Genomic DNA, 12,342 nt, shown 5'->3' on the forward strand with positions numbered 1-12,342 from the left:
CCCACGTTCGAAGCTTAAGAGAGACCTTGATAGCGGGAAAACATACCGTTAAATGTCTCCTTTCATCTTATTTGTTATAAATAAAGGGAATTACTCCTGTTAAAAACCTCTTTTATCCCGTAATGACCTAGTGGTGATGTAATTAACAGGATATTTTCCAGTTATTCTTAGAAAAGAAGGAGTTTCAATAAAAATAACTGGCGTTTTTCCTGTTATTCGAATGCCTATAGAATGAAGTTAAGCCTTTCGACGCAATTGTCACCTGGAGGGGTGAAATCCTGGTGAACCAAGGGTATACGGTTCCGTTCGCTCCTATAATTGAGGCTTCAACCTACGGAATGGATGGTGTTCATGACGTAGGTTTGACCAGGTTCTTTTGGCAGGCAAAGATTATAATGTTGAGCCTCTTATACAAAAGAAAATACCTTCCTGTCCTCCCTAACCAGTAGCAGGTGAATTGTCCTGCAGCGACAGCTCTCGGTATGCCGAAGGCGTCAGGCCCACTTGCTTCTTGAAAGCGGAATAAAAGTGGCTGCTGTTGGTGTATCCACACAGTTCGGCCACGTCGCTCACCCGGTACTCATCACTGCGCAGCAATTCCTTGGCCTTGTCTATTCGCACCTTGCGGATGTATTCGCTGGAATTGATTCCTGTGACTTCTTTGAAAATCTTAGATAAATAATTAGGCGTATAGCCGGCCCGCTCGGCCAGAACCTCAACACTCAAGTTATTGTCGTTATAATTCTGCTGGATGTACTGCATAATCTCTTCGACCTTGCGGTAGAACTTGTTCTCCTTCAACTGCTTGATACTGTCCAAGCTGCTGCTGTAATGGTCGAATTGTCTAAGCAGCCATTCCATGGCCTGCTCCAGCGTCTCCATCTCGGTAAAGATCAGATTCAGTTCCCCATACAGCACACCGAGACGTTTGTTCTCGTCATTAATGGTCTGGTTCATTTGGGTGATGCAGACCAGAAAGAGATGAAACAGCGCCTTAATGGCATCAGAGTACACGAACCCTTTTAGCACATAGGCTGCACCACCCAAACTCTCCTGGAATCCAGCTCTGTCGTTCATAGAAATACAAGAAATCAGCTTCTTCTCCATCTCGGCCGGAAGTCCATAACTGCGTGTAAGTGTCTCTTCAACCTCTGCCAGATGGATGATTCGGCCAAAACCTAGCACAAACCGCTGCTGAAGCATCTCTAGGCCCTGGGCGTAGGCCAACGCACAATCCCTGTCCTGCCGCACATCGCTGAGCCCGACACTGACCGTGATCCCATGCGACGCAATGAACCTCTGGATACTCTCCAACACATCTAGCAGATCCTCTAAGCCTTCCGTTCCCTCCTCACTCTCATTGATTAGAACAGCGATCTCTCCTTTGGGCATCCTTACAGCCTCATAAGCGTAATCATTTTGAAGCCGTTGACCGATACTCTCGAACAGCAGCGACTCGAACAGGGCTGCTTCCTTCCCATCTAACTGTGAATAGGCATCGATCCTGAACAGACATAGACGGAACCGGTCCAGACAAACCCCAAGTCTGTAATCGCCTGCATGGGACTCTTCTCGTTCATCAGTTCCCCCATCGGTCAGCAGGCTGCGCAAATAACTCTCCTTCACAATCCGCTGATTGCTCCGATTCTCGTTTTCCAATGAACGCATATGCAGCAGCGTTTCTGTATAAACCGATTGAATAAAGGAGATATCGCCGGTTTGTCCGCCCTCCACATGGAACGGGGAGCGTTTAAACAATTCCGTCAACTTCTCTACCGGGATATAGAGCCTCTTAGAAATCAAAAATATAGCAGCGAGACACATCAGGAGCACACTTAAACAGACAGCCAGAAAGCCATTGCGTTTATCCTGAATCGGCTTGACCAGCGTGGAATAGGGTGCCTTGCTCAGAATATACCAGCCGGTGGTTTGGTTTTGCACAAAAGCGACAAGCGATCGGGAGGTTCCCTCCTTATCGGAGAGGTTGCCCTTAGGCGCAGATTGTTGCAATACGGTGGCAAAAGCGGAAGTGTCCTTGATATCCCCGCCAATTCTCTCCGGGTTCGTATGTGCGAGCAGCGTTCCCTGAGCGTCCGCAATAAGCAGTTCGTTGTCTGAGTTCGCCAGGTAATCATGAATAAACAAATTCTCGTCTATATTAATGATTACCGTCTGCTGCTCGCCACTAATGCTAAGGTTCGTATATTCGATACTGATGGTGTAATCCTTCTTATTGGTCAAAAAGTCTTGCTTGTTGCCCGTCGGAACCAGCCGGGTTAAGTAGATGGTCCGCTTGTTGCCCACACTTTTGCGGTAAGTTGACCCCTGTCTCAAAAAGCCTGCGGCATCAAAGCCAAGCTCGCCCTCGCAAATGAATTCTTTGATCGCTGAGTTGTAAACAAAAATGGAGTGGATGTAGGGATTGATTTGGCGGATATTACGGATCTGGATGCGAGCCTGGTTACTGGTCAAGGCATCACTGCTGCTTAACGCCAGGAAATAATTGATGTTGTCGTTGATCTCCAAATTCAGAAAGATCTGATCCATCTCCCGGAAGAGATTGTCGATATTTCCGCTTAAAGTCTCGAGTCCCTTGATTTGTTCCCGTGATAGCTGATTAAAGAGCGTCTTGGAGTAGAGGTTGGAAAAAACAAGGGTCATCGTCACGACAAGAACCATCGTCAATGCCATGAAGGATAACAGCATCCGGACAAACAGAGAATCTCTCCTGAGCTTTGTCACCGACAGCCTCCCTCTCTCTTTAAGCGCTTTCATTTATTGGATTCCAGTATAGACGAAAAGGATCGCGAATGGCAATGTTATATCGCCACTCGCGATGATCAGTTTGACGCCATATATTCGTTAATCCAGCCTAGTTCGCTGCGAGAAATTCATCCAGCTGTTTTTGGACCTCGGCCACGATCTTGTCGGTTCCGGCATCCTTCTCCTTCGCGATAAAATTAGCTACATCTTTGTCCACGTCCTTGATGTTGATTCCGCACATCAGCAGATTGCCCAGCTCACTGCGCAGCTGCTCCCGCTTGGCTGCCTCCGTCTTGATCGGCGTCTGGTCAGGGACAAAGTATTTGACCGTCGACGTAATCTGGTTTGGACGATTAATGAAGGCATCATAAGTCTCATAGTATTTCGGCGTATGCTGCTCATCATACTTCTGGAATTCCTTGCGCCAGAAGCCCCACTGTCCCGGCCAATCAAGATAGTTGGTTGGCTGGCCATTGCCTTGCCCATCCATGTACTTCACGTTATCTCCATCCAGCTTGTAGGTCTTATCCAAAATGCCATAAATCACAGCATCATACACCTTCTGGTTGGTCGACAGCTCCTCCAGGAACATGAGCACCCGCTCCGGGTTAGCTGCATTCTTGTTGATCGCTACAATATTATCCAGCGGTGAAGCGATAACCCATTTCTTGTCCGGATAGAATTCCGACCAGGTCTTCACAGCGCCTTCCGCTTCCACGGACGGCTTGAAAATATTAGGGTTCTCCAGAATTCCTCCGTCAATCTGATTGATAGCAGCGCTCAGCGTTCCAGCCGAGAAGTCACCTTCCGTTCCTTTGGTCGCCAGCAGGTTGCGCGGAATCAAGCCATCCTCGTTCCACTTCTTAGCATAGAATACGAGTTCCTTGAAGGCTTCAGTTTGCTCCCACGGAATGACCTTATGCTCGGGATCATCAATCTTGACGACCAGGCCCATGGAGTTCAGGTTCTCGTATTCATACTTTTGCAGAAACACCTGGGCAACATCGCTATACCAGTTATCCGGCCGCCAGGAGATAGGGAGAATTTGCGGCGAAGCCTTTTTAGCAGCATGGAGGTACTCATCCAGTTCTTCCACCGTTTCTACTTTGTCTTTCATGTAACCGCCTTTTTTCGCCAGATCACCCCGGTACCAGACGATAGGCTTAATACTTTTCTTCAGTGTCCAAGGCGCTCCGTACACCCGTCCCTTGACCTTGATCGGGTCCAGCAGATTCTGTTCTTTGTACGTTTCGGTCAGCTGGGGAGCATATTGTGGCAGCAGATCGGTCAGATCCAGGTAAGAGCCGCGATTCATGGCGTTGGAGAAATCATTCCAGTTCGCATCAAAATTAAGATCATAATTATCACCCGAAGCCTGCAACAACTTCATTTTATCCTTATAGTCATTCCAGTTGACAAAATTGATCTCGAACTTGGCATTCAAGGTGTCCTTAGTCAGCTCTGACACATACGACCACACCTCATCAGTCGCCTGCGGCTTATCTCCCGGGAAATAAAAGCGCAGCGTAACCGGCTTCAGCTCTGCCTTTTGTCCTTCGCTTGTTTTAGTACCTTCTGTACTACTTGGGGTGGTGCTTGCATTCTCTTTGTCTCCGCCGCCGCAGCCCGCGAGCAGCCCTCCTGCCAGCAGCACCGTTAATGCCAGCGCAGCCGATCTCTTCCCTTTGACCATTGCCGTTCCCCCTATTAACAATTTTGTGAATATGCTCAGCGGCACCATTGCCGTTCAAGCCTTCATCAACCTGCCAAACTCGTAACGTCTTACCCTTTAATTGCCCCCAGCATCAATCCCTTGACGAAATACTTCTGAAGGAACGGATACAGAAAAATAATCGGACCAATCGTAATCATCGTGGCGGCCATCTTGATGCTTTCGCGCGGCATCATCTGGTCAGCAGTCGTGGCCAGCACGCTGGAATTGGCCAGATAATCCACATTCGAGATAATGGTCCGCAGAAGCAGCTGCAGCGGCTGCAGCTCTATCTTGTCAATCAGCATCAGCCCCAGCCACCAATCATTCCAGTAGCCCAGAGCTATAAACAAGCCAACTGAGGCAAACACCGGTGTAGACAGCGGCAAAATGATGGATATCAACGTCCGGAACTCACCGGAACCGTCGATTTTGGCGGATTCATGCATTTCCTCCGGGATCGAGGAGAAGTAGCTGCGCATCAGGAACACATTGAACCCGTTAACCATCGAAGGCAGAATAAGTGCAGCCATATTGTTGTGCAGATGAAGATATTTGACGCAGATGATATACCATGGCACCATCCCGCCGCTGAAGAGCATTGTGAGCAGTACGTAGGCGGAGATATAATTACGGTATTTCAGCCTGCGTAACGACAGCGGGTAAGCAATCATGGCCGTAATTGCCAGACTGGCAATGGTACCAATCACCGTGACCAGACTCGTGACCTTGTAGCCATTCAGAATGACGCTCATCCGCTGGAACAAATACTGGTAAGCTGCGAAGTCCACATTTTTCGGGAATAGATTATACCCGCTCGTGAGAATGTCCATTTCCCGGGTCATAGAGCTGGATAGAATGATGATAAACGGGATGACACAGAACAAGGCGATCAGCGTGACGATCAGATTTAGAAACGCTTGGCCCCAGGAAAAGGATGTGCTGATTTTCATGCAAGTACCTCCATTATGCACCTCATTTTTTTTAAAAGAGCGCTGCGTCGCTTTCATACTTGCGGGCTAGCCGATTGCTGATGTACACAAGCACGAAGGCCAGCACCGACTGATAGAAATTCGCCGCTGCGGCCATTCCCATATCCCCGGCCCCCTTCAAGCTGCGGAAGACAAAGGTGTCGATGACATCCACTGTAGAATAGATTTGGGAGTTATCGCCGACAAGGGAGTAGAACATTCCGAAATCAGAGTTCATAATGTGGCCGATGCCGAGCAAAGTCAGCACGATAATGGTTGGCCGCAGCATCGGAATGGTAATATGAATGATCTGCCTGAACTTGGTAGCCCCGTCAATCCGGGCCGATTCATACAGTGTGTTGTCAATTCCCATCAGAGTGGCCAGGTAGATGATGCTGTTATAGCCGATGCTTTTCCACACAAAAATTATGGCGATTATAAATGGCCAAGCCATTGGACGCGAATACCAGTCAATCTTATCAAAGCCCCATCTCACCAGCAGCTCGCTTAACATTCCGTGCTCATAGCTCAGGATGTTGTAAGCGAACACGCCCACCACAATCCAGGAGATGAAGTATGGAAGCAGCGTTAGTGATTGAGAAACCCGCTTGAACCAGACCGACCGGATCTCATTAAAGAGGATCGCCAGCGCCACATTAAGGAAGGTGCCTAACGCGATGAACAATAAATTCAGCAGGATGGTATTCCGGGTCACCCGAACCCAATTGGATGAAGTGAAGAAGTATTGAAAATTCTCATAGATCGGGTGCGCCCAGGAGCTGCGAAATATCCCCGTACTTAAATTGAAATCTTTAAAAGCGATAATGATGCCAGCCATCGGAAAATAACTGAAGACCAGCAGCAGTAGCATCGCAGGCAAGGTCATCAGATACAAGACCTTGTGCTTATTCAGTTCTTTGAGCAAAATGGAACCCCCTCTACATTTCATGAATCCGCTTACAAATGGAATACTATCACAGCTATAACTCATTTTATACTTTCGATTACTGTGATTTTGTTATCATTTCTACGATAAGAAGGCACCGATTTCTATGATTTTATTGCGTTTTGATCTCAAAATCATGTTATATATGTGACAGCAGTATTGTTTCCCCGAAACTTTATAGGTGCCCTTATTATTGTTATACTGATGACAAACCCTACTTAATAAGGAGATTCTCTACTCCACCACACCCCTTGGGCAGGAGCTGTATCACTTGCATGCCGCACTTCATCGGCAAATGGACAAGGGTGCCATCTTTTTTTACAGCGATATTCGCAGGAGGAACTGCAATTTCTCATTCAATGTATGAAGGATGCTGTGAATGCTTCATGGACCCATTTTGCTCCCGAAGAAGATGAACCTGTCAATTCGCCGTTCTCCCTGGTGGAGGGAACGCCAGATGTTAATGAACAAGAGCTGGCTTCACCTGGAGCCGGGGACATGGACGATATCGCCAGAATGCTAGAACAGCTCAGCCCCCGTGGTCTCAAGAACGCGAAGGCGATCCTCGAAGATGTGTTTTTCACTTCATTTGATGATGTTTAAAAATGACTCCCCCGCTTCTCCCCCAAAAACGATCACATTGTCCTCATGGACACATGAAAGACATACCCGCAGGTTATACTTTTTTCCAAGCTGAATTAAAAGAGGGATTACATGAATAAAAAAGTGCTTCTCGTTGAGGATGAAATCCGTATTCGTGAAGTCATTGCCGACTATTTCATACAAAGTGATTGGGAAGTCCACGAAGCGGGCAACGGTCAAGAAGCCTTGCTCCGCTTCGATGACCTGCAACCGGATCTCCTGATTCTAGATATCATGATGCCGAAAATCGATGGCTGGGAAGTATGCCGCCAGGTTCGCAGCCGCTCAGAGGTGCCTATTATTTTACTGACGGCCAAATCCGGCGAGGATGACAAAATACTAGGCTTTGAGCTGGGCGCCGACGATTATGTCACCAAGCCGTTTAGTCCCAAGGTGCTCGTCGCCCGGGCGAATGTTCTGATGAAAAGAGTCGAGGGTCTTCCCAAAGCTCAACCAGCACTAATCACGTTTGGCAGCGCGGTGCTGAACACGATGGCCCGCCGGCTGGAAGTGAACCATGTGGAAGTGGAGCTGGCCCCTAAGGAGTATGAGCTGCTTCTGTACTTAATCAAAAACAAAGGGATTGTCATCTCGCGCGATACCGTACTTGACCGGATATGGGGATTGGATTTTGAAGGTGATTCCCGGGTGGTGGATACCCATATCAAAAAACTGCGGAGCAAGCTCGGAACGGAATCACGGCATATTCGTACTGTAATCGGTACCGGCTATAAGTTCGAGGAGGAAGAATGAAGAAGCGTGGTGTCACCTATAAGCTGTTCATCATGACTGTTGTTTTTTTCCTGTGCTTTTACGGCATGGTGATCCTCAGCCAAATGCTGTTCTTCGAAGGCTTCTACGAGAACCAGAAAATCTCCCGGGTAGAAAATCATTTGAAGGCATACGCCGCAAACTACGCTTCCCAAGAGAACCGGAGCATGAGTCAAATCTCCAAGGACACGGCCAAGTTCATCATTCAGAACAAAAGCCAGCTGGCCATACTGACCCTGGAAGGCAAAGTGAAGCTAGGCGACCCCTTTCATATCACGTTGAAAAAAGAAAATGGGCAGCTCGTTACGATCAACCTGTCTCTTTTTATGAATATGTATGGCACCGAGCTGAAGAATGCCCAGATTCAGCAGGGCGATGAGCTAACCATCTTCGGTGAGAACGATGTCGTTGAAGAATCGCAGATCCATGTGCTTTATCCGATAAACATTCAGAAGCAAGGTAGACCTGTCGTTGGAGAACCTCCTACAAAAGTGGTGGCCGGGGAAGACGAGATTGGGGAAGCAGAGACCATTACGGGCACAGTTACAGAAATTGTGCTTCCTGATCTGAAGACATGGAACCCCCGCCAGGTTCTTATGCTGTCTGCTATGGAGGAATGGTTCCCTCTAACTCCAACCCTGCTGGAGAAGCTAAAAAAACTGGAGGTTCAGCAAGCAGATTGGACAGAACCCTGGACCGGCGTCCGCAGTTCCATTCTGCTCTACCCTGTGAAGATGAAGAACGGCGACATTGACCTGTTGTTCACCGTGACTTCGCTCCAGGAGGTCAGTGAGACGAATCAGGCCCTGCAGTGGTTCTATGTCTATCTCGGCATCGGCGGGTTCATTCTGATCCTGTTTCTCTCTCTCTTCTTCTCTAAAATCGTGACCCGTCCGCTCATTTCGATTAACAATGCAGCGAAGCGAATGGGCAATCTCGACTTCAGTGATCACGAGCCTATCCGGCAAAATGACGAGCTCGGTAATCTTTCGCACAGCATGCACACCCTCTCACGCAAACTGGACAGTGCGCTTGGGGAGCTTCAGGAGGCTAATCAGCAACTGGTGAGTGATATGAAAGAAAAGCAAAAAATGGAGATCGCCCAGCAGGAGTTTTTTGCCAATGCATCGCATGAGCTGAAGACCCCCATCAGCATCATCAAGGGCTTCGCGGAAGGATTGCAGGACGGCGTGAGCGCCGGCAAGCAGGATCACTATATCGGCGTCATTATCGAGGAATCGGAGAAGATGGAAATGCTCGTGCAGGATATGCTGAATCTGGCGACCTTGCAGTCCGACACCCTCAAGCTCCGTAAAACAACCTATATGCTCAGCGAGCTGGTGGAAGATGTGATGGGCAAACTAGTCTATTTATTGAAGCAAAAAAATCTTGAAGCTGTGATCATCCCGTCCAACGAACTCCCGCTCTATGGCGATTTAAGATGGATGGAACAGGTAGTCTCTAACCTCGTTACCAATGCGATCCGGCATGCGGTGGAAGGTAGTACGATTACTATAAGTATTAAGGGCTTAGAAGAGTCCTCTATTTTCTCCATTGAAAATACTGGCGAGCAAATTCCGGAGCATCAGTTAGAACAGATCTGGGAGCGGTTCTTCCGGGCAGAGCCTTCACGCAGCCGTCAGACTGGAGGAACTGGACTTGGGCTTGCCATTGTCAAGCGGATTCTGGATCTGCACGGCTGCCAGTATGTAGCGGAGAACACGGGGATGGGCGTACGCATCGTCATTACCTTTGATCATTAATCATTTTTCAATATCATCTTTTTTTACACGAAAGGCGTGAGAATAAACATGAAATGGATTTGGTTACCCTCAGCTTTCACTGTAATCAACTTGGGGGCAGGGGCCTTATCGTTATTTTTTACCATTCGCGAAGAATATATGGTTGCATTTGCACTGGTGATGGTAGCGGCCGTATGTGATGTGCTAGATGGATTGTTGGCTCGGCTACTGCATTGTCCCAGTGATTTTGGCAAACAGTTGGACTCGCTCGCAGATATCGTCTCCTTCGGGATTGCCCCGGTATTTCTGATCTTAATGTACAAGCTGGAGGATTCCCTGTGGCTCGGACCGCTTGCGGCGGTTCTATTCCTGGTATGCGGAGCGCTCCGGTTGGCAAGATTTAATATAAGTGCTCCCGTCAGAGGGTTCGTCGGTCTGCCTATTACCGCTGCCGGAGTAATACTGTCTCTTACAACATTACTTGGTGACCGCGTGAAGCCTGAAATGACCCTGCTTGTGATGGGCCTGCTGTCTGTTCTGATGATAAGCAGAATTCCGTTTCCATCCTTTAAAAAAACTTACGCCAGGAAGTGACTGCAGCATGGCATGGATTATGGATATGATCACTCAATATGGATATTTCGCGATTTTTGCGCTGCTTGCGCTTGGAATTATAGGCATTCCGGTTCCCGATGAAATTCTAATGCTGTTCGTAGGCTATCTGTGTTCTGTAATGGTCCTTGATTTCTCGATCTCCGTGCTGGTCTGCTTCGTCGGGGCGGTCACAGGTATGGTCACTAGTTATACTCTGGGCAAAAAACTGGGGCAGCCACTGGTTGACAAGCATGGGAAGTGGATCGGCCTCACCACTAAACGATTTGAGATTGTGAAGCGCTGGTTCGCAAGGTTTGGTCTCTGGACGATCCTGCTCGGGTACTTCGTTCCAGGCTTGAGACATGCTACTAGCTACATCTCCGGAATTAGTGCCATGCCCTTTCGGAAATATTTCCTCACCGCTAGCCTGGGGTCACTGGTGTGGGTTCTGATATTCACCTCTATCGGTTATTACATGGGGTCCAACATATCCTTTGCCGGACTGTAAACAGCACTCCCTGCTGGCCTTGCCGGAATACGAAAATTGTTCATACTTTCCTCTGCTATACACTAATTCGCAGAATGATTCACCATAAAAACGAACAATCAGTCTTTTATTGACGTCTGCTTCCTTTGAATTTAGAATAAAGAAGAAGCATAAGCTTGAAAGGCGGTGTTGAAGATTCGTAAAGGTGAGAAAACGAAACAATATGTGATCGAGAAAACCTCCCTGCTGCTTAACCAGCGCGGTTACTTGTCCACCTCCCTAGCCGAGGTTACGGATGCGACCGGACTGCAAAAGGGAGGCTTATATAATCATTTCAGAGACAAAGAAGACCTGATGATCGAGTCGTTCAAATACAACTGCACACTGATTACTGAACGGATAGAGCCAGCCATCGCCTCAGCATCAACAGCAGCCGATAAGCTGAACGCCTTCGTCGAGACTTATCTCGACCTCGATTTTCCAGGGGGCTGCCCTATTGCCAATGCCGCTGTGGAAGCCGAAGCTGTTTCCCCTCTCCTGTTCCAACATGCACAAGAAGCGATGGACAGAATGCTCGTATTGCTGGAAGACATCATAAATACAGGAATCGCCCAAAGGGAATTCCGATCGGATGCCAATCCCCGTAATACAGCCGTAGTCATACTCTCTCTGATCGAGGGAGGCCTGCTCATGAACAAGCTTCTCCCGTTCTCCCCGTTCCAACTGCTCAAAGATCAACTATCTCGTTATATCAATGAAGAGTTGAAATAAACCGATATTGTCAATAGAAAGAGACCTTACGGCTTCAATCGTAAGGTCTCTTTCTATGGGTAGCGGGAACGTGGTGGAGATTACTCCGCGATCAACGATACCTTTTCCCACGCCACAACTTCTTCGATTCTTTTGCCCAGCTCATCCCGGATACTATACGATGCCATAGCACCTACCGGGAAATGCAGGGGAGGATTCTCACTATTGATCATAGCAATAATGGATTCTACCGCTTTACCCTGATCGCCTATTTTCAAGGCCTCATAGCTCTTGTTGAAGGCTTCATACACCGGTGCATATTCGTCGGTAGATTTGCTTTGTTTTTGAGAAGATCCCATAAATTCAGTTAAGAAGACGCCCGGTTCCACAATCGTAGTCTTAATCCCGAACATGGCCAGCTCAGCTGCCATTGCTTTGGAGAAGCCTTCCACTGCAAACTTGGATGCTGCGTATATACTGTAAGTTGGAACAGCCCACACCCCGAAGACCGATGACAAATTCACATAATGCCCTGACTTCTGTTTCTTGAAGACCGGAAGGGTTGCCCGGATAACATCCAGCATACCGAACACGTTCACATCGAACTGATCTCTGATCTGCTCATCCGTATATTCCTCCAGCATTCCAAATAGCCCATAGCCAGCGTTATTAACGACAATATCAATCCGGCCGAATACGTCCACTGCCTCTTGCACCGCTGCTTCAATCTCTTCCTTCTTCGTGACATCGAGTGCAGCGATATGAACATTCTCCGGCGATTTATCCTTCAAATCGGCGATTGAATCAATGTTCCGTGCTGTAGCAACAATTTTATCTCCAGTGTGCAGCAATTGCTCCACGAATTTCCGTCCAAATCCTGTAGACGTTCCTGTAATAAACCATACTCTGCTCATTCTAATCTCTCCTTATGATGTTTATAATATTAGGACAATTATGAATCATTA

Annotated in this window: 11 protein-coding genes; 6 read left to right on the forward strand and 5 right to left on the reverse strand. The window is 48.0% G+C overall.

Translation table 11 applies throughout. The features are described from left to right. Positions 1-438: 438 nt before the first annotated feature. From ACFVRY_RS17320 to ACFVRY_RS17335, 4 genes are all read right to left on the reverse strand, one after another. The gene (locus ACFVRY_RS17320) at positions 439-2,742 is read right to left on the reverse strand and encodes an AraC family transcriptional regulator (protein ID WP_387501490.1); all 2,304 of its coding nucleotides are present in this window, start codon (positions 2,740-2,742) and stop codon (positions 439-441) included. 130 nt (positions 2,743-2,872) lie between these two features. Beyond that, positions 2,873-4,456, reverse strand: coding sequence for a DUF3502 domain-containing protein (locus ACFVRY_RS17325; RefSeq protein ID WP_387501491.1), 1,584 nt, complete (start codon positions 4,454-4,456; stop codon positions 2,873-2,875). An 89-nt stretch (positions 4,457-4,545) separates the two neighbouring features. Next, entirely contained in the window at positions 4,546-5,427 is an 882-nt protein-coding gene (locus ACFVRY_RS17330; protein ID WP_387501492.1) for a carbohydrate ABC transporter permease, read from the reverse strand. Positions 5,428-5,458: 31 nt separating this feature from the next. Then, positions 5,459-6,370 carry an ABC transporter permease gene (locus ACFVRY_RS17335; RefSeq protein ID WP_387501493.1) on the reverse strand — a complete coding sequence of 304 codons (912 nt, stop codon included), beginning with the start codon at positions 6,368-6,370 and terminating at the stop codon, positions 5,459-5,461. Between the two features lie 384 nt (positions 6,371-6,754). On the opposite strand from ACFVRY_RS17335, the gene ACFVRY_RS17340 reads away from it, so the two are divergent. From ACFVRY_RS17340 to ACFVRY_RS17365, 6 genes are all read left to right on the forward strand, one after another. Next, the gene (locus ACFVRY_RS17340; protein ID WP_387501494.1) at positions 6,755-6,994 is read left to right on the forward strand and encodes a hypothetical protein; all 240 of its coding nucleotides are present in this window, start codon (positions 6,755-6,757) and stop codon (positions 6,992-6,994) included. 111 nt (positions 6,995-7,105) lie between these two features. After that, positions 7,106-7,786, forward strand: a complete 681-nt coding sequence (locus tag ACFVRY_RS17345) for a response regulator transcription factor (RefSeq protein WP_387501495.1) — start codon at positions 7,106-7,108, stop codon at positions 7,784-7,786. Beyond that, complete coding sequence (locus ACFVRY_RS17350; RefSeq protein ID WP_387501496.1) at positions 7,783-9,567, forward strand: sensor histidine kinase; 1,785 nt, start codon at positions 7,783-7,785, stop codon at positions 9,565-9,567. Before ACFVRY_RS17345 ends, ACFVRY_RS17350 begins: the two co-directional genes overlap by 4 nt. Positions 9,568-9,615: 48 nt before the next feature. Beyond that, on the forward strand, positions 9,616-10,140 hold the full coding sequence (pssA, locus tag ACFVRY_RS17355; RefSeq protein WP_387501498.1) for a CDP-diacylglycerol--serine O-phosphatidyltransferase: 525 nt from the start codon (positions 9,616-9,618) through the stop codon (positions 10,138-10,140). 7 nt (positions 10,141-10,147) lie between these two features. After that, positions 10,148-10,648, forward strand: coding sequence for a DedA family protein (locus ACFVRY_RS17360; protein WP_387501499.1), 501 nt, complete (start codon positions 10,148-10,150; stop codon positions 10,646-10,648). A gap of 168 nt (positions 10,649-10,816) precedes the next feature. Then, the gene (locus ACFVRY_RS17365; protein WP_387501501.1) at positions 10,817-11,398 is read left to right on the forward strand and encodes a TetR/AcrR family transcriptional regulator; all 582 of its coding nucleotides are present in this window, start codon (positions 10,817-10,819) and stop codon (positions 11,396-11,398) included. An 80-nt stretch (positions 11,399-11,478) separates the two neighbouring features. Here ACFVRY_RS17365 and ACFVRY_RS17370 read toward each other — a convergent pair whose 3' ends face one another. Beyond that, complete coding sequence (locus tag ACFVRY_RS17370) at positions 11,479-12,291, reverse strand: SDR family NAD(P)-dependent oxidoreductase (protein WP_387501503.1); 813 nt, start codon at positions 12,289-12,291, stop codon at positions 11,479-11,481. Positions 12,292-12,342: the final 51 nt, after the last annotated feature.

It is taken from the genome of Paenibacillus sp. NPDC057934 (genome assembly GCF_042887565.1).
GTDB lineage: Bacteria > Bacillota > Bacilli > Paenibacillales > Paenibacillaceae > Paenibacillus_AQ.

Coding starts and splice junctions, on each gene's coding strand:
- ACFVRY_RS17330 (WP_387501492.1), bottom strand. CDS start 5,427: ATGAAAATCAGCACATCCTTTTCCTGGGGCCAAGCGTTTCTAAATCTG.
- ACFVRY_RS17370 (WP_387501503.1), bottom strand. CDS start 12,291: ATGAGCAGAGTATGGTTTATTACAGGAACGTCTACAGGATTTGGACGG.
- ACFVRY_RS17350 (WP_387501496.1), top strand. CDS start 7,783: ATGAAGAAGCGTGGTGTCACCTATAAGCTGTTCATCATGACTGTTGTT.
- ACFVRY_RS17345 (WP_387501495.1), top strand. CDS start 7,106: ATGAATAAAAAAGTGCTTCTCGTTGAGGATGAAATCCGTATTCGTGAA.
- pssA (WP_387501498.1), top strand. CDS start 9,616: ATGAAATGGATTTGGTTACCCTCAGCTTTCACTGTAATCAACTTGGGG.
- ACFVRY_RS17360 (WP_387501499.1), top strand. CDS start 10,148: ATGGCATGGATTATGGATATGATCACTCAATATGGATATTTCGCGATT.
- ACFVRY_RS17340 (WP_387501494.1), top strand. CDS start 6,755: ATGAAGGATGCTGTGAATGCTTCATGGACCCATTTTGCTCCCGAAGAA.
- ACFVRY_RS17325 (WP_387501491.1), bottom strand. CDS start 4,456: ATGGTCAAAGGGAAGAGATCGGCTGCGCTGGCATTAACGGTGCTGCTG.